17 protein-coding genes and 1 tRNA gene are annotated in these 17,506 nt (G+C 65.2%); 5 read left to right on the top strand and 13 right to left on the bottom strand.

Annotation, left to right across the window (positions count from 1 at the left end; genetic code table 11):
- Nucleotides 1–64: 64 nt before the first annotated feature.
- Nucleotides 65–457, bottom strand: a complete 393-nt coding sequence (locus tag CV102_RS11490) for a DCC1-like thiol-disulfide oxidoreductase family protein (RefSeq protein ID WP_148858142.1) — start codon at nt 455–457, stop codon at nt 65–67.
- A gap of 355 nt (nt 458–812) precedes the next feature.
- Entirely contained in the window at nt 813–2,132 is a 1,320-nt protein-coding gene (locus CV102_RS11485; RefSeq protein WP_148858141.1) for an aminotransferase family protein, read from the bottom strand.
- A 113-nt stretch (nt 2,133–2,245) separates the two neighbouring features.
- Here CV102_RS11485 and CV102_RS11480 point away from each other — a divergent pair, with 113 nt between their 5' ends.
- Nucleotides 2,246–3,490, top strand: coding sequence for a hypothetical protein (locus CV102_RS11480; protein WP_148858140.1), 1,245 nt, complete (start codon nt 2,246–2,248; stop codon nt 3,488–3,490).
- A 464-nt stretch (nt 3,491–3,954) separates the two neighbouring features.
- Complete coding sequence (locus tag CV102_RS11475; protein ID WP_148858139.1) at nt 3,955–5,151, top strand: DegT/DnrJ/EryC1/StrS family aminotransferase; 1,197 nt, start codon at nt 3,955–3,957, stop codon at nt 5,149–5,151.
- Here CV102_RS11475 and CV102_RS11470 read toward each other — a convergent pair.
- The 7 genes from CV102_RS11470 to CV102_RS11440 form a co-directional block, all read right to left on the bottom strand.
- Complete coding sequence (locus CV102_RS11470; RefSeq protein ID WP_148858138.1) at nt 5,136–6,857, bottom strand: glycoside hydrolase family 13 protein; 1,722 nt, start codon at nt 6,855–6,857, stop codon at nt 5,136–5,138. The two genes, CV102_RS11475 and CV102_RS11470, sit on opposite strands and share 16 nt — an antisense overlap.
- A 656-nt stretch (nt 6,858–7,513) precedes the next feature.
- Nucleotides 7,514–7,586, bottom strand: a tRNA-Arg gene (locus CV102_RS11465).
- A 92-nt stretch (nt 7,587–7,678) separates the two neighbouring features.
- Nucleotides 7,679–7,993 carry a HalOD1 output domain-containing protein gene (locus CV102_RS11460; RefSeq protein ID WP_148858137.1) on the bottom strand — a complete coding sequence of 105 codons (315 nt, stop codon included), beginning with the start codon at nt 7,991–7,993 and terminating at the stop codon, nt 7,679–7,681.
- 177 nt (nt 7,994–8,170) lie between these two features.
- Nucleotides 8,171–9,073, bottom strand: coding sequence for a phosphogluconate dehydrogenase (NAD(+)-dependent, decarboxylating) (gene gnd, locus CV102_RS11455; protein ID WP_148858136.1), 903 nt, complete (start codon nt 9,071–9,073; stop codon nt 8,171–8,173).
- Nucleotides 9,074–9,211: 138 nt separating this feature from the next.
- The gene (locus CV102_RS11450) at nt 9,212–9,643 is read right to left on the bottom strand and encodes a hypothetical protein (RefSeq protein ID WP_233710672.1); all 432 of its coding nucleotides are present in this window, start codon (nt 9,641–9,643) and stop codon (nt 9,212–9,214) included.
- A gap of 87 nt (nt 9,644–9,730) precedes the next feature.
- Nucleotides 9,731–10,195 (bottom strand): copper resistance protein CopD, encoded by a 465-nt coding sequence (locus CV102_RS11445; RefSeq protein ID WP_148858135.1) that lies wholly within the window; start codon nt 10,193–10,195, stop codon nt 9,731–9,733.
- Nucleotides 10,196–10,332: 137 nt separating this feature from the next.
- A complete protein-coding gene (locus CV102_RS11440) occupies nt 10,333–10,887 on the bottom strand; it encodes a metal-dependent hydrolase (RefSeq protein WP_148858134.1) in 555 nt (184 codons plus the stop codon).
- A gap of 145 nt (nt 10,888–11,032) precedes the next feature.
- Here CV102_RS11440 and CV102_RS11435 point away from each other — a divergent pair, with 145 nt between their 5' ends.
- Nucleotides 11,033–11,632, top strand: coding sequence for a hypothetical protein (locus tag CV102_RS11435; protein WP_148858133.1), 600 nt, complete (start codon nt 11,033–11,035; stop codon nt 11,630–11,632).
- Nucleotides 11,633–11,750: 118 nt separating this feature from the next.
- Here CV102_RS11435 and CV102_RS11430 read toward each other — a convergent pair whose 3' ends face one another.
- Entirely contained in the window at nt 11,751–12,233 is a 483-nt protein-coding gene (locus CV102_RS11430; RefSeq protein ID WP_148858132.1) for a VOC family protein, read from the bottom strand.
- 101 nt (nt 12,234–12,334) lie between these two features.
- On the opposite strand from CV102_RS11430, the gene CV102_RS11425 reads away from it, so the two are divergent.
- Entirely contained in the window at nt 12,335–12,547 is a 213-nt protein-coding gene (locus CV102_RS11425) for a hypothetical protein (protein WP_148858131.1), read from the top strand.
- Between the two features lie 101 nt (nt 12,548–12,648).
- Here the strand turns inward: CV102_RS11425 and CV102_RS11420 are convergent, their stop codons facing one another.
- Nucleotides 12,649–13,941, bottom strand: a complete 1,293-nt coding sequence (locus tag CV102_RS11420; protein WP_148858130.1) for a hypothetical protein — start codon at nt 13,939–13,941, stop codon at nt 12,649–12,651.
- 124 nt (nt 13,942–14,065) lie between these two features.
- Nucleotides 14,066–14,548 (bottom strand): deoxyuridine 5'-triphosphate nucleotidohydrolase, encoded by a 483-nt coding sequence (locus CV102_RS11415; RefSeq protein ID WP_148858129.1) that lies wholly within the window; start codon nt 14,546–14,548, stop codon nt 14,066–14,068.
- A gap of 242 nt (nt 14,549–14,790) precedes the next feature.
- On the opposite strand from CV102_RS11415, the gene CV102_RS11410 reads away from it, so the two are divergent.
- The gene (locus CV102_RS11410; protein ID WP_148858128.1) at nt 14,791–16,758 is read left to right on the top strand and encodes an aconitate hydratase; all 1,968 of its coding nucleotides are present in this window, start codon (nt 14,791–14,793) and stop codon (nt 16,756–16,758) included.
- A gap of 317 nt (nt 16,759–17,075) precedes the next feature.
- Here CV102_RS11410 and CV102_RS11405 read toward each other — a convergent pair whose 3' ends face one another.
- Nucleotides 17,076–17,408, bottom strand: a complete 333-nt coding sequence (locus CV102_RS11405; protein ID WP_148858127.1) for a DUF7344 domain-containing protein — start codon at nt 17,406–17,408, stop codon at nt 17,076–17,078.
- Nucleotides 17,409–17,506 lie beyond the last annotated feature (98 nt).

The raw sequence follows: 17,506 nt of genomic DNA, 5'->3' as shown, positions 1-17,506 counted from the left end.
CGTACTACCAACTACTGTAACGGAAAACTGGGCTATTGACGACGAACCGCAACTGAGCCGGAGATCAAGACTCGCGGTCCAATCCCCGGCGAACCGGCGGCGTTTTCGAGACGAACTGCCCCCAGAAGTCGCGGTTGTCCGCGACCCAGCGGTAGCCGTGCTCGCGGAGTCGCTCGTAGTCCTCGAAGTTCCGGAGGAATCCGATCGCTTCCCGCGCCACCCCGTCCTCGTCGTCGATCCGGGCGAGACCCTCCTCGAGCGACGCGCCACAGGAGTACACCTCGTCCTCGGTGATCAGGTGCGAACACTCCTCGTAGTGCTCGGGCAGCCGCTCGCGCAGTTCCGCCGTCAGGTCGGTGAAGCCGACGATGCGGACGTCCGTCCGGTCGTCGAAGAACTCGGCCCACCACGTGCAGAAGCCGCAGTCGTCGTCGAAGACGAGCGTCGGTTGGGACATCGCTTGTCAGAGGAAAACGACGTGCGAGCACTTATATTGTCTGCCGGAAGTCAGGAAGCGATACGGACGTCCAGAAACACCGAGAGGCGGGTTCTCGACAGCCTCACACCCCCGGCCGACTCGACCCGAGATACTTGGCGGAATCGATCGGTATGGAGCGGTTCGTCCAGTTGCTCGTCGTTGGCGGCGTCGCCCTCGTCGGCGGCCTCTGGCTCGTCGCGCTCTTCGATTAGGCGTCGACGCCCTGGCCGCTCGGCATCGCGCTCGCACTGCTCGGGACGGTGAGCCTCGTCGCCGGCACGGTGCGCGAACTCGAGTTTTGAGTTTCCGAGCGGCGAGCGCGATCGACTCGAGGCTACAGGTCTCCGAAGACGGCCTCGATCGACGCCTCGAGCGCGTCGATGGCCTCGTCGATCTCCTCACGGGTGACGCACAGCGGCGGCGCGACAATGATCTGGACGTCGGGTCGGCCGCTGCCGAAGAGCGCGCCGCGGTCCTGTGCCTCGGAGCGAACGTCGGCGACGGGGTTGTCCGCGTCGTCGTCCACCCACGGGTGGACGAACGGCTCGCCCGTCTCCGGATCGGCGAAGACGACGCTCCACAGGAGGCCGCGCCCGCGAACGGTGTCGACGACGTCGAACCGCTCCTCGAGGCCGTGCAGCCGCGACTCCAGGTGCGGGGCGACCTGCCGCCCCTGGTCGATGAGTTCGTTCCGGTAGACGTCGATCGCGGCCTCGCCCGCGGCGCACGCGACCGGGTGGCCGGCGAACGTCTGCCCGAGATCGTACGAGCCGCCGCGGATTTCCTCGCCGATCCACTCGTCGGCGATCACCCCCGCGAGCGGGGCGTACGCGCTCGTCACGCCCTTGGCGAACGTCAGCAGGTCGGGCCGGACGTCCTCGGTCTCGATACCGAACCACTCACCGCACCGACCGAAGCCGGTGATCACCTCGTCGGAGATCAACAGCACGTCGTACTCGTCGCAGATCTCGCGGAGGCGCTCGAAGTAGCCCGGCGGGGCGGGGTACGCCCCGCTGGTCCCGCCGATCGGTTCGGTCACGATAGCGGCCACGGAGTCGGGACCCTCGTTCCGGAGGACGAACTCCACGTGGTTCGCGGCCTGCGCCGCGAGTTCCTCGGGCGTCTCGGCGTCGAAGGCGCCCGGAAGCGGCGGGAGAAACTTCCCGACGCCGGTCGTCGCCGCGCGTCGCTCGAGCGTCTTTCGCGTCCCCGGATCGCCGGTGAGCGCGCCCGAGCCGTACGTCCCGCCGTGGTACGACTGCCAGCGGGTGAGGATCGTCGGGGCGTCCTGGACGGTCCGTGCGATCTGAACCGCCGTCTCGTTGGCTTCGCTACCGGAGATGGCGAAGAACACGTCGGAGAGTGAGCCCGGGGCGATCTCCGCGAGATCGGTGGCGAGTCGGGAACGGGTATCGTTGTGCTTCGCGGAGGAGACGTACGGGATGCGTTCGGCCTGCTCCGCGATGGCCGAGACGATTTGTTCGTTGCTGTGGCCGGCGTTACAGCAGTACAGTTGCGAGAGGAAGTCGAGGTACGCGGTTCCCGCGTCGTCGTAGACCGTCGCGTCGTTTCCCTCCACGATCGTGATCGGCTCGGCGTCGGCGTCGTACCAGTGCTGGATGACGCCACCAGCATCCAATCGCTCGTTTGCCATGTCGTCTCATCTCGTACTGGCGGTCCTTAGCGTCTTGGATCGTCCGACGAGAAGCGTCGCGGTACCCGTCGGATCGTCGAAACATTAGTGATGGCGGTGGCGAATGCGGTCCCATGAGCAGTACGGCCCGGTCGTTCACCGAACCGCAGATCCTCGCCCATACGAAACGGCGGCTCTTCCCGGACGGAGATCCCGAACGCGCCTACGTCGTTGCCGACACGCAGTTCTCCCAGGAAGAGTGGCTCCCCGGCCGCCCCGTCGACCCCGACGTCCGCGAGTGTCTGGCGCCGTTCAACCACGTCCGGATCGGCGGCGGCTACCCGGACCTCGTGGGCGTCCGGACGCTCGAGTCGGAGCTCCTGGCCGTCGAGCGCTTCGGCGAGGAGCCGCCGCTGATCGCCGTCGAGGCGAAGGGCCAGACGAGCGGCGGCGTCGATACGCAGCTCGGGATCGTCCAGGCGTACGATCGGCTCCACGAGGCGAACGCGGCCTACTTCGCCGCGCCCGCGGAAGTCATCTCCCAGACCGACCGAACGCTCGCGCGGGAGTTGAACGTCGGCGTCCTCGGCGTCGAACCCGATGGAGCGGTGACGGCGCTCGAGGTGCCGCGGATCGTCGGGAACCGGACGACGACCGAGGCGACGGCGCTTCGGTTCCAGGCGAGCGCACAGGGCGTCGCCGAGAAGTCGTTCGGGCTGAACCACCCGAAGAACTACCTCGGCTATCCGCTGGCGCAGTACGCCGACGGCGACACCGAGACGCTGCTCTCGGAGTACAAGGTCGTCGGCGCGACGACGGAAGCGCGACGCGGCGCCGCGTTCCTGGGGCTGATCGACGACGGGCCGCGAGGCCCCGCACTGACGTCGCTCGGGACGGAAGTGGTCCGGTTCGCGCTGGCCCGCTGTGGCACCGTCGAGGCTGCCCTCGAGGAGTTCGAGGAGTGGTACCGATCGCGGAAACGGTTCGTCGACCTGGCGCCGGCGTGGGGACAGCTCGCTCGCCGGGTCGTGTTCGCCTACCCGGCGACGGAGCTGCTCGTGACCCAGCTCCAGCGGCTCCACGAGGACGGCAGCCGGGAACCGTCGCTCGTCGAGTTCGTCAGGTACCTCCACGAGCTCCACCCCTCGTTCACCGTGGAACTGTTCGTCCGCGGCGACGAGGCCGTCCGGCGACGCGTTCTGACCGCGGACGGCGAGCTTCGACGGGCAGCGCTCGAGGATGGCACCGTCTACCACTCGCCGACCGTCTTTCAGCTGAAGGCGATGCTGTACCACGCGGGAATTCTCACCGAGCGCGGCTGTGAGCCACACCGACTCGAGCCGACCGCCGACGTCTGGGCGCTTCGAGAGGTAGTCTGACGGTGAACGGGACGGCGGCCGCGCCGGACTCTCGGTAGACGCTCCGTAGCGATCGCTCGGCGAGTCCCTGTCGGATCTCGAACTCGTCTCCGCAGTTCGTCGCGTCCGGTTTCGGGAACGGGAACCGCTACGCCGGCGAGAGTCTACCAGCAGCGCTACGGCATCCAGCACCAACAACAGTACGACGTCCAGCATCAGTAACAGCGGTAGGCACCCGTTTCGAGGCGAACGGTCCTCTCTCAACCGGTCGCTACCGGGGAAGTTCACTCGAGAAACAGTACGCTATCGAACGTTTCACGGCGGCTACTTATGAGACCGTGAGTGTCACGACGAGCCATGCGAACAGCCAGGTACAACGGCGGGAGACGCCGACGGAGAGCGCGCGCGGTCGGTCCCGCGCCGTACGCTACTGCGACAGCCGGCGGATCGGGCCCTCGAGCGAGCGACCGGATGCCCGAACGACCATGACGGACGAGTACACGATCGCGACGGGCGGCACGTTCCCGGACAAAGAGTGGGTGCTGACGGAGATCGAGCAGATGCTCGACGGCGAGGCGCGGCTGACGATGGGTGACCACTGCTCGGCGTTCGAACGCGAGTTCGCCGACTACGTCGGCCGCGACCACGGGATCGTGACGAACTCGTGTACGTCCGCCCTGGAGACGGTGTTCCGGACGCTCGACGTCCGCGGCGAGGAGGTGATCGTCCCGCCCCAGACGTTCGCCGCGAACGGCTCGTCGGTGCTGTCGACCGGCGGCGAACTTCGGTTCGCGGACATCGACCCCTCCGACCACAACATCTCGCTCGAGTCGGTCGAAGAGCGGATCGGCGACGACACCGCCGCGGTCGTCGTCGTTCACTTCGCCGGTAACGTCTGCGAGCGAACGCCGGAACTGCGGGCGCTCTGCGAGGAACACGACGCCGTCCTGATCGAGGACTGCTCGCACGCACACGGCGCCGAACTCGACGACAGACCGGCCGGAAGCATGGGCCACGTGGCGTGTTTCTCCTTTTACGCGACCAAGGTGATGACGACCGGCGAGGGCGGAATGATCCTGACGGACGACGACGAGTTCGCCAGGGAGGCGGCAGCGATCCGGAATCGAGGACTCGATCCGGAAACGGAGTACTCGCGCTTCGAGTTCCTGGGGAGCAACTACCGGCTGTCCGAACTCGCGGCCGTGCTCGGCCGCAGTCAACTCGAGCACGTCGACGAGTTCGTCGACCACCGCAACGAGATTGCCCTGGTCTACGACGACGTCCTCGCCGAACTCGCCGCGGAGGGGGTCGCCCGGCCGGTCTCGCCGCCGTCGAACGTCCGCTCGAGTTACTGGCGGTACCCCGTCGCACTCGAGGACGGCCTGGACCGAACCCGGATCCGGGACCGCCTCGAGGAGGAGGGGATCACGGTCGACTTCGCGTACGATCCGCCGCTGCACCGCCAGCCGTTCGTGACCGAGCGGTGCGACACCGACGGCGTCGCCCCCAACGCGGAGGCGGCGATGAGCCGGCACATCTGTCTCCCGATCCACAGGGACATGTCGCCCGAAGACGCGAAACACGTCGGCGAGCGAGTCGTCAGCGCGATTCGAGAGGAAGAACCAGATCCGGGCGTATCGGAGGGCGGCGAACCGGTAGCGAACGCTTACGAGAGTCGGTAGACGCACGCCTCGTACGGCCGGAGTTCGACCGTCTCGCCGAGCGTGGGCTCCGTCTCGTAGTTGCCGATCAGGCGGTCCGCAGCCGTCGCCTCGAGCGGAAGGTCGACTCCGGGTTCGCCGTCGAAGAAGTTACAGACGACGAGCAGTCGCTCGTCCTCGAGCGTGCGCTCGTAGGCGAACACCTCGGGATGGTCGGGCAGGAGGAGTTCGTACTCGCCGTAGACGAGCGTCTCGTGGTCGTCGCGGAGCGCGAACAGGTCGCGGTAGTAGTGCCAGATCGAGTCCGGGTCGGCGCGGGCCGCCTCGACGGTGATCTCGTCGGCGTCGTCCGCGACGTCGATCCAGGGCTCGCCCTCGGTGAAGCCGGCGTTGGGCCCGTCCGACCACTGCATTGGGGTTCGAGCGTTGTCCCGGGAACACTCCTCGAGCAGCGGTCGAACCTCCTCGAAGGAGTCGTACTCCCCGGAAGCGAGGGCTTCGTCCACGAAGTTCTGCGCCCAGACGTCCTCGACGTCCGATCGGTCCTCGAAGGTCGTGTTCGTCATCCCGATCTCCTGGCCCTGGTAGACGAACGGGGTTCCCTGGAGCGTACAGAGCACCGTCGCGAGCATCGTGGCGGACTCCTCGCGGTACTCGCCGTCGTCGCCGAACCGGGAGACGGTGCGGGGCTGGTCGTGGTTGCTGAAGTAGAGACAGTTCCAGCCCTCCTCGGCGAGTGCGTTCTGCCAGCGCGTGAAGATCTGCTTGAGTTCGACCAGGTCCAGGTCGACCGGATCGTACTTGCCGCCCTCGCCCCGGTCGACGTTCACGTGCTCGAAGTGGATCGCCATGTTGAGCGCCCGCTCGTCGCCGATATACCGCGGCGCCTCCTCGGCTTCCATTCCGACCGTCTCCCCAACGGTCATCGCGTCGTAGTCGGCGAGCGCGTTCTCGTACATCTCCGACAGGTACGCCTCGAGGTCGGGTCCGTTGACGTACTGCTCCGCGCCGACCGGGAGCCCACTCGCGTCGGGGTCGCCGTCCGGAAGCCCCTCGGGTTTGGAGATCAGGTTGATGACGTCCATCCGGAAGCCGTCGATCCCCTTCTCGAGCCACCAGCTCATCATCTCGTAGACATCTTCGCGAACCGCCGGCTCGTCCCAGTTGAGATCGGGCTGGCTCTCGTCGTAGAGGTGGAGGAAGTACGCCTCGCGCTCGTGGTCGTACCGCCAGGCGGACCCGCCGAAGAACGACTCCCAGTTGTTCGGCGGGTTCGACTGGGCGCTCGAGGTCGATTCCGAACTCGAGGTCCCCTCTCCGCCCGTGCCCCCGTCTCCAGGGCGCCAGACGTAGTGGTCCGCGTACTCCTCGTCGCCCTCGCGCGAGCGGACGAACCACTCGTGGCGATCGGAGGTGTGGTTGACGACCAGGTCCATGATCAGGCGCATGTCGCGGTCGTGGAGCTCCTCGAGCAGGCGTTCCCAGTCGTCCATCGTCCCGAACTGCGGGTGGATGGCGCGGTAGTCGGCGATGTCGTACCCGTTGTCTTCCATCGGCGACTCGTAGACCGGGTTCAGCCAGACGACGTCGACCCCGAGGGCCTCGAGGTAGTCGACCTTCTCGACGATGCCGGGGATGTCTCCGATCCCGTCGCCGGTCGAGTCGTTGAAACTTCGCGGGTAGATCTGATAGACGACTGCCTCTTTCCACCACTCGCGGTCGGTCATGCAGGCGAATCACCAGGGAGGCGTATAGTATCCCTCGATCCCGCTCCGTCGAGCGGCGATTGAAGCGTTGATTCGATACCTCTCGACAGGCGTCTCGAGCCGGGAGAAAGTGGTCGGCAGTTCCGTCGCGCTGTCCTACGCCGACCCCCGCCTAGCCCGAAGGGCCGCTGTCGTCGTCGCGCTCGTCGTCCGACGGCTCCGCGTCGGTTTCGTCCTGGCGCTCTTCGTCTTCAGGGATGGTCTCGTTCTTCTCCTCCTCGTCTTCGGTCATACTGGCCCCTCCGTTCGAGCGTTCCTCGCGTTCGACAGCGAAGTTCCTGCGTCGCCGCGTCGAGTGATTTCGCTCATGGCACCAGAAACACACCCTCGAGCGGATTGAAGCTTTACCCGTCACTCGACGACCGTTGGTTCGACGGCTCGAGGGAACGGGAGGCTCGAGAAGACTCGGGAACGGAGGCGTGACGGGGGTGAGCGAACGCGGCGCGTTTGTGAGACGAGCGAAACGAACCGAGCGGGCGTGAGGCGAGCGGAGCGAGCGAACAGGCGCGACGGGATTGTGAACTACGCTCGAGAACCTGCGCTTCGCGCAGAACCTCGATCTAGTTCAAATCCCGCGCGGTTCGCTATTCGTGCTCACTGTCGTTCGCACAGAATAGCGGGCGCGACGGGATTTGAACCCGCGACATCTTGGTCCGGAACCAAGAACTCTGTCCACTGAGCTACGCGCCCTCGAGAACGAACCTAGTCTGACCGATCGTATAACGGTTCTCTTTCATCGACGCACACCGACCACCGTTCAATACCACCAGATACTACACGAGTTACAGCGACGACTCGGCATCGGCGGTGCTCGATGCGTCGGTGCCCAGATACTCCGCCTCTGCAAGCGAAATATCGATGCCCTCGTCGACTGCCTCGACGGTGACCGTCCGGCCTTCGTAGGAGAACGACAGCTGCTGGAACCCGGAACTCGAGTTACAGATCGAATCGAGTTTGTCCGGATCGATCGCGTTGTATAGCGGGTCGAGTGTGACCGGGTCGACGCCGTCGACGCGAGCAACCAGGTCGATAATCGCCGTACTCGGTTGCCGATCCTCCGCTTCGGTTACCCTCGTCGTCGGTGATTGCGAGTTCACTACTAGTGGTGAGCAGGGCAGGAGTAAAGAAAATGACCCAAGATTTCGGCCGAGAACCGACGGAGGAAATGAGTGTCACGTACCGGATCTCGAGCGAGCGTAACCCACGGGAATCGGCCGGTGTCAGGGTTCTCGCAGTGGAGACGGACCGCTGTACGCCAGCGCGTGAGCAGCGTTTCAGTCCTCTCGACGCGGCACCTCGTGGCGGCCGAAACCGTATCGAAGACGGTTCGCCAGTCGCCGCGAGAAGCGCCCATCGTCGGCCCTCGAGCCGAACCGTTCGACGAGTGCGGTGTAGATCAACGGCAGCGGCACTTCCTGCTCGAGCCCCTCCTGGACGGTCCAGGTGCCCGTCGAACCGCCCTCGATGCGGTCTGCGACGGTGCCGAGATCCGTCCCCTCCTCGCGGAACGCCTCCTCGCAGAGTTCGAGCAGCCACGAGCGGATCACCGCGCCGTTGTTCCAGACCGACGCCACGTTCTCGAGGTCGAGATCGTACCGCCCTTCGTGGAGCAACTCGAACCCCTCGCCGTAGGTCTGCATGAGCGCGTACTCGACGCCGTTGTGGACCATCTTGACGTAGTGGCCCGAGCCCGCCTCGCCCATGTGTTCGTGTCCGTCGGGGCCGGTCGCGACGGCGTCGAAGACGGGTGTCAGTTCCTCGTAGGCCCACTCGGGACCGCCGACCATGAGCGAGAAGCCGAGTTCCGCACCTGCCGGGCCGCCCGAGGTCCCGCAGTCGAGATACGCTGCGGAGCAGACTTCCGCTCGGCGGACGGAATCTTCGAAGTAGGAGTTGCCGCCGTCGACGACGACGTCCTCGCTATCGAGGTGTGGATCGAGGTCCTCGAGCGTCGCGTCGACCGCGTCACCCGCAGGGACCATCAGCCAGATACGTTTCTCCTCGCCGAGTCGGTCTGCGAGGTCGGAGACCGATTCCGCGGGTTCGGCCCCCGCGTCGGCGGCGGTCGCGACCGCTTCCGGATCGAGGTCGAAGGCGATGACGTCGTGGCCCGCCTCGAGAACCCGGTCGACGACGATCTGTCCCATACGTCCGAGTCCGATTACGCCCAGTTGCATGACCGTGGATGAGCAGGGCTGTGAGGTAGTGGTTGTGATTCGTCGTGGAGTCCGCCGGTCGCCGAAACGGGAAATCAAGAACGCGGCTGCCTGCGACGCCGAGACAGAAACGAGGACAGACGACGTTCGCCGCCGAAACTACTGGATCGGCTCTTCGAGTCGCGCCCAGCCGATCGCATCGAGGACGATGACGCGGTCGTCGTACTGGACGTAGACGCCGTTGTACTCGCCTTGATCGGCGTTGTAGTACGGCAGGGAGTCGCGAATCGCGTCGACGATCGACCACGCACCGTCGCGTTCGAGCGTCACGTGTTCCCACTCGTCGCGTGCGTTGCTGTGGATCGCACGTTCCAGTGCCGTTCGCGCGCCAGGAATCTCGGCGAGTCGGCGGGTCGAGGCGTCGATGACGGTCGCACCCTCGGGAACCTCCGCGACGATTCTGGCGCCGAGGTTCGCCTTCGAGCGTGCCGTGCAGTTCCGCGAGCGTTCAGACCGGAGGATGTAGCCGGCGGCCGCAGCCGTCCCCACCGCGAGTAGTGGTAGGGCCATGCCCTTGCCCCTGAACATCATGAGAGTACCTTACAGTAACTGACTAAGTATCTTTCGTAACAATGTTGTTTTCTAATAATTATAATAATGAAATAAATTCACGGAAAGCTAGATGAGCGCGGTCACGTTGGTCGTGACCGCACCGCCGACGACGAGCAACAGAACGGCGACGACCGCTCCGGCCTGGTACAGCGGCAACGCGTTGGCCGCGGGTTCCCGGAGCTTCTTGCCGTTGAGCCCGGTTTCGAAGCGCTTCGCACCGATCTCGACGAGGCCGGCCAGCACGAGCCAGAGGGCGACCATCACCAGGACGAGTTGGCCGTTGATCGTCCCGACGAGACTCTCAGCGGTGTATCCCGTCCCCGCGAGGTGACCGCCGCTGAGCAGCAAGACGAGCGCGCTCACGCGCGATATCGTCGTGAGTCGGCTAGAGATCACCTCGAGCGGTTTCGTCGTGTTGAACGCGCCGTCTCGGGCGAGCGGCAGGACGACGAACGCGACGTAGAAGACGCTACCAGCCCAGAGCGCGGCGAAGACGAGATGGGCCGTCTGAGCGAGAAACGTATCAACCATACCGAAGGGCTTTGCGAGGGATGGTATCAGCGTTCCGACTTTCCGCCGAGGCCGACCTCTCGTCTCACCTTACTCGTTCGGTCGCGGACTCGCCGGCCGTTGCAAACTCGCCGGGGCCGCTCGGCCCCGCCGCCCGCTCACTCGAGCCACTCCGGCAGCCACACGACCAGCCGACGACGAAGGAGGACGTAGACGATCGAGACGGCGACGCCTCCGACGACCAGCGCGGTGATCCACCCCTCGAAAACCAGGAGTGGCGGTACTGCGAGCACGACCGCAGCGATGCCGTCCTCGGGTGCACCGTCGTAGCGGATCCACCGACGGGGACGAATCCACCGGCCGCGGACGTGGTCGTAGACCGCACGATCGCCGGGGTCGGTCCAGGGATCCATCTCCGGCCCGTCACCGAGCGCGTCGCTCGCGGCGTGAAGCCACGCGACGACGGCAACGGCGGCGAGCGTGGCGGTCGCGCTCGAGGTCGCGAGGACGGCGAGTCCGACCGCGAGGGCAGCCACCGGGAGACCGACGACCGGAAAGTGGAAGCTCCGCCGGTGCTCGAGGACGAGGTCGAAATCCGGTGCAAGACCGCCGACAATCGCGCCGACGGCGAGCGGGGCGGCGAACTCTGGGGCGACGGCGGCGACGGGAGCGACGACTGCGAGGCCAGCGAACACGTGAGTCGTCGCCATCATGGCCCACCGTAGATGGGCGAGTGAGAAAACGGTAGGCAAATCGGCACGACGGGCAGCCTTCCATCCGGCAATCGTGAGGCGGTCGTGCGAGTGACTGCGCGAGTGCCGGCTGGCGGCTTATCGGCGTCGATATCCAACGGTGAACATGGATCTGGACGACGCTCGACCGCGACGGCGCATCCTTCAGGCCGCAGCCGTGACGATGGCGGGGTCGACGGCCGCGATCGCAGGCTGTGCCGATCAAGAGGACGACGAGGAGGAAACGGAGGCCGAGGAAGGAACCGGGAACGGACAGGAGCAGGACGGCGAAGAGCCGGACGAAGCGGAAGACGACGAGGACGACGATGACGTCGCCCACGACGACGACGGCGACCTCGGTGAGGACGAAGAGGACGACGAGGAGGATGAGGACGACGAACCCGACGAAGACGTCGAGCAAATTCTGCTCGCGACCGACGAGGACGAGGTCTGGATCGGACAGGAACCGTCGGAGATCGAGGGTGAGGAGAATCCTACCCTCGAGCTAGTCGCAGGATGGGAGTACGAGATCGGCTACGTGAACCGCGACGGCGACAGTCACAACCTCGCGCTCTGGGCGGACGACGAGGAGCGCGACGCGACGGACGTCAACGAGGAGGAAGACGAGGAGCAGTGGCTCACCGTCGAGGCGAGCGACGACCTGACGTCGTACCGCTGTGAGGTCCACCCCGACTCGATGGAAGGCGATATCGAGGTCGACGAGTAGCCGACTCCTCGTACTATCGGATAGAACTATTTGAAGATCGGGCGCCGAACTCGGCCGCCACCAGCGGCGACGGCCGGAATTTCACGATCGACGTCTCACTGACAGCCGCCCGACAGTATCAGTCCCCGCCAGTGTTCTCTGGGCGATCCGGCGCGAGTCCCTTCTCGGCGAGTTCTTCGAGCGCCGCGTCGGTCTTCTCGAGCCCGTCGAGTCCCATCCCCTCGAGTACGCTATCGGTTTTCGTGAACTGGATCTCCTCGTAGTCGACGAGCTGGACGCGGTTTCCCCAGGGATCGCGAAACTCGAGCCCCGGCACCTCGAGCCGGTCGACGCCGACCTCGTCCAGTCGTCGCGCAGCGGCGTCGCTGTCGTCGACGACGAGCCCGAAGTGGCGCTGTTCGTCCCGGCGGGTGTCGTCGGCTTCCGCGAGCGCGATGAACTGGTCTCCCATATCGACGAACGCCTTCGACTCCGACCGGCTCCGGAGGTCGAACTCGAACAGATCGCCGTAGAACTCGAGCGCGTCGTCGATATCCCCGACCTCGAGGGCGACGTGGTTGATCCCGACCAGCGTCGGACGTTCGGGTGGCGTCTCGGTCATGCGTACGGTACGTCACCGCTGGACGCCGTCAATGCTCGGCCGGCAGCGCGCAATCCGATTCACACAAAGAATATACAGATCGTTCGGATACAGTTATCCGAATGAGTAACTTTAATTTCGCGTATGCTGGTCTACTCACTGGCCTGTTCAGTCCGCTGGTCGGGCCGGTGGGGGCGTTTATCGGCGCGATCTTCGGGACGGCTCTCGGCGGATTGTTCTGGAAAAACGTTGCGGGAACGTCTCGAGAAGTCGCCGAACTCGAGCAGCGCGTGAGCGAGTTAGAGGGCGAACGGGGGCGAGATCGCGAGGAGTAGTCCGTCTCGGACGGACGTGTTCGATCGGCGCCGAGCGCCGTGAAGGGGGGACGGAGGCGACTGCCGGCTCGAACAACGGACGGGCTGTACCGTCCACTCGTTCAGCCGCCGGTAGCGAGCACGTCGACGGCCTCGTCGATTCGCTCGAGGATTCCGCGGGCGAGCAGGTAGTGCGCGTAGCCGTTGGCCTGCATCCAGCGCCAGTCTTCGTCGTCGTCGAACGAGGTTCGCTCCAGACTCCGGTCGCCGGAGTCGAGGCGCGACCGTGCACGGTCGGCGAAAAACAGCGCGAGCGGATCCGGATCCGACTCGAGGACGTCCTCGAGACGGTCGACCGCGTCGCGCTTTGCGGCGTCGACGAGCCCGCTGTCGAGTCGATCCTCGTCCGCCGCCTCGAGACGGTCGCGCTCGGCGCGGGCGGCGGCGAATCGGAGCCACAGCGTCGCGAGTTCGACGGTCCCGTAGACCTCGTATCCGCCGTCGACGATGCGGTCGATGGTCTCGACGCGCTCGCCCAGGGACCGCGAGTAGAGCGCGCTGTGGACGTCCCGGCGCTCGTCCCCGAAATCGGCGGTGCGATCCATCCAGATGTCGCGGTCGGCCAGCAGGTCCGAGACGCGGCCGGCGAGCACGTCCCGACTCGCGGCCATCGTCTCGCCGAACGGTTCGCCGCCGGAATCGCGCTCGCGAAGCGCCTTGCGGTACCCCCTCGCGTCGCGGACGCGCAGCCGATGGCGCTGAGTGTTGCCGTAGAGGTCCGCGATCCGTTCAGCGCGACTCGCGTGTCGACTCCCGTCGTCGATCTCGGCGTCCGTCAGCCGCGATAGGCCGAGTTCCGCCTGTCGAAGGCTGTACTCGACAGCGCGACCGTACGCGAGAAACGTCGACGGAGCTTCGGTTTCGTAGTCGAACTCCGCCTGAACGGACGCCCGTTCGTCGAGCCAGCGCTCCGCTCCGGCGGTCGGGTCGCGGTCGAACTCGTCGGCCCGCACGCGAGCGTAGGCGTCGCTGCCCGCCGCCTGCGAGAGGTGATAGCCCGCGGTCTCGACCGTGTCGATGGTCGGCGGTTCGGACGGAAGCGAGTCGGCGAACTCGAGGGCGTTCTCGAGCCGTCGACTGCTGTAGACGACGCGTCGCTCCGGACCGTCGATCCGATCCCAGACCTCGAGGCCGTCGGCGTAGGCGTCGATTTCGGTCGCCAGGTCGTGGAGGTGGTCGTCGGTCGTCTCGACGGCCGCAGGAACCGACGGGACGTCCCGAAATCTGGTTCTGGCGTAGGTGACGCGGTTCGGAAGCGCCCCGTAAACGGAGGTACAGCCGGCGAAAGCAGCCGTGGCGCCGACGGCGGCACCCGAGAGAAATCGTCGTCTGGAGGAGGACGCCGAGCGGTCCATATCAGTTCAGTTCGAATACCTATCGTAAAAATTATTTGTTCCGGAGCGTGTCGAAGGAGAGCATCCGACGGGGGAGCAGTCGAGTCGCGTCGAGAGGCGGGGGCAGGCGGCGGTCGATCGCCGATCAGTCGAGATTCTCGCCCTGGTAGCTGCCGTCGTAGACGTCCTCGTGGTCGGCCTCCGCGAACACTATCTGGGCGATGCGGGCACCGCGGGCGATTTCGACGTCGTGGTGGACCTGCAACAGCCCTTCGCCGCGACCCTCGTAGCCCGCATCCCAGACCGCCGTGTTGAGCATACACGAGTTGCGCATCAGTGACGAGCGCGGGTAGACGAAGCCGATGTGGCCGTCGGGAATCTCGATTCGTTCGCTGTACCGGGCGACGTAAGCGCCCTGGGGCAGGTAGTACGTGTCGGGAGCCTTCTGCTCGAGTTCCTCGAGCGGACGGGCAACGCGGTCGCCGATCTGTTTCCCGTCCCGACCGATACGACCCGGTTCCAGTTGTTCGAAGACGACGTCGAGGGTGAGGTCGACGCCGTTGGGCTGGACCTGGTCGTCGGTCGTCGGGGAGATGTGGTCGGCGACGAACGCGCCGGAACGGAACATAAACGCGATACGTCGTGGCACCGAGAAAAACGTGTTCGTTCGCATCGGTCGTGAGAGGCTGTCTCGATACACCCTGGGGCTGCCGTACCGACTCAGCGAGTCGAATCGACGCGCGAACTGACGAACGTCCACTCGAACGGCAATACTTACGCGAAACGTCACCGAGTGTGCGGAAATAACACGGTCGATCCCGATAGAAACACGCTGGATTTATCAGGACGGACGGCCGAGATTCGTACGCTATGGGACAGACTCTCACCGAAAAAATTCTCGACGACCACCTCGTCGAAGGCGAACTCGAAACCGGCGAGGAAATCGGGATCGAGATCGACCAGGTGCTCACCCAGGACACGACCGGAACGATGGTCTGGCTCCAGTTCGAAGCGATGGGACTGGACGAAGTTCAGACCGAGATTGCAGCCCAGTACTGCGACCACCAGACCTACCAGTTTGACTTTAAGAACACCGACGATCACCGTTTCCTCCGCTCTGCAGCCGGTACATACGGCGCTCATTTCTCTCGCCCCGGCAACGGTATCTGTCACAACGTACACCGCGAGAACTTCGCAGCACCCGGCAAGACGCTTCTCGGCTCCGACAGCCACACGCCGACCCCCGGCGGGCTCGGCGAGCTCGCTATCGGTGCCGGCGGGATCGACGTCACCGTCGCCATGGGTGGCGCGCCGTACTACATCGAGATGCCCGAGATCGTCAGCGTACGACTCGAGGGCGAACTCCCCGAGTGGGCCACGGCGAAAGACGTCATCCTCGAGATGCTCCGTCGTCTGTCCGTCAAAGGCGGCGTCGGCAAGATCCTCGAGTACACCGGCCCCGGTGTCGAGACGCTCACCGCTCCCGAGCGGATGACGATCACCAACATGGGGACGGAACTCGGCGCGACCACGTCGATCTTCCCGACCGACCACCAGACCGAGGACTACCTCGAGCGCGTCGGCCGTGGCGACGAATACGTCGAACTCCAGCCCGACGACGACGCCGAGTACGACGACGAAATCGTCGTCGACCTCTCCGACCTCGAGCCGCTGATCGCCACGCCCTCGATGCCGGACAACGTCGTTCCCGTCAGCGAGGTCGCTGGCGAGTCCGTCGAGCAGGTCATCGTCGGCTCCTGTACGAACGGTGGCTACGAGGACATCCTCCCCGTCGCCAAGATGCTCGAAGGTCGCGAGACCTCGATGGAGACGGAGACGATCGTCGCACCCGGCTCCAAGCAGGCCTCCGAGATGCTCGCCCGTGAGGGATGGGTCGCGGAGATGATGGCCGCTGGCGTCAACTTCTCCGAGGCGACGTGTGGTGCCTGTATCGGCATCGGCCACGTTCCGTCTTCGGACTCCGTCTCGCTGCGGACGTTCAACCGCAACTTCGAGGGTCGCTCGGGTATCGAAGACGACAACGTCTACCTCTGTTCGCCGGAGGTCGCCGCCGCCGCGGCGCTCAAGGGCGAGATCATCGACCCACGGGACCTCGAGGAGGAAGAAGAAGACCTCGAGGCTCCCGGCGTCGAGCTCCCCGACGAGTACGACGGCTCCAAGACGGACCTCATCGCACCCGACGAGGCCGTCGACGACGAACTCATCAAGGGCCCGAACATCGGCGACGTCCCGCTGAAGGACCAGCTGGGTTCGGATATCTCCGGTGAGGCACTGCTCAAGATGGAGGACAACATCACGACCGACCACATCATCCCTGCGACGCAGGACATCCTGATGTACCGGTCGAACGTCCCCAAGCTCTCCGAGTTTACCCTCTCGCGTGTCGACGACACCTTCGCCGAGCGCGCGCTCGAGGCCGACGGCGGCTTCCTCGTCGCCGGCGAGAACTACGGTCAGGGCTCCTCGCGTGAACACGCGGCCCTCTGTCCGATGTACCTCGGTATCGAGGGCGTCCTCGCACAGAGCTTCGCACGCATCCACCGTGCGAACCTCTTCAACTTCGGGATCGTCCCGCTGACGATCGACGAGGACACCTACGAGGACATCGATCAGGGCGACGAGATCGAGATCGTCGACAACGTCTACGACGCCGTCACCAGCGGACAGGAGGAGTTCACCGTCCGCGTCAACGGCGACGAGTACACGGCGACGCTCGACGCCTCCGAACGCGAGCGCGCAATCCTCGCGGCCGGTGGCAAGCTCTCCTGGACGAAAGACCAGGCCGAGGACAGCGGCGCCGCGACGGCCGACGACTGATCGAGACGCGACGCATCGAGTTTCCCGTTTTTTGTCGTCGAAACCGGTAGCGGACCGTCTGTCTTTCGAGACGCGAGTGTCACAACCGCCGGCGATGTTCGGCTCGTTGCGCAGGCCGCGGGCTATGTTCGAAGAACTCGTCTCTCAGACTGTCGGACAGCAGTCAGTGAGAAGGCGCTCGCGAAATTCCGGCCGTCACCAGCGGTGACGACCGGGTTCGAGCGACCGATCTTCGAATCGTTCTGCCCAACAGTATCAGCTCTCGTCGGGCACAGAAACGCGAGCGGGACGACGGGAGTAGCGACCGCGGTTCGGATTCACTCCTCGAGAACGTCGTCGACCTGATCTCGTATCGGGTCCAGCAACGGACGAACCGTCTCGAACTGCGGACCTCGTTGTACCTCGTTCGTCGTCCGATCCCACTCGACGAGCCCCGCCGCTTCGAGTTTCGGGAGGTGCACGTGGTACATCTGCACGTGGAGGCGTTCAAGCTCTTCGTCCCCGACGATGATGTCGTCCGGGATTTGGACGTTCGAACGAGTTTGAGAGTCGTGCTCCAGTAGTGCGACGAGCAGTCTTCGTCGGTGTCTGTCCGTCAGGACGTCGAGAACCGCATCCAGCGACGATCTCGAGGACTGTTTCTGACTCACGAGTGCTCACCGTCGACGTTCCGTTCGGACCACCGCTTTGCGAACTTCGAAATCATACCCACAGCTTCAGTGCCAGCCAGGGAAAGAATGATTACGAA

The organism is Natronococcus pandeyae (assembly GCF_008122205.1).
Classification (GTDB): domain Archaea; phylum Halobacteriota; class Halobacteria; order Halobacteriales; family Natrialbaceae; genus Natronococcus; species Natronococcus pandeyae.
The sequence above is the reverse complement of the archived record's forward strand: the minus strand, read 5'-3'. Positions and strand labels throughout refer to the sequence as shown.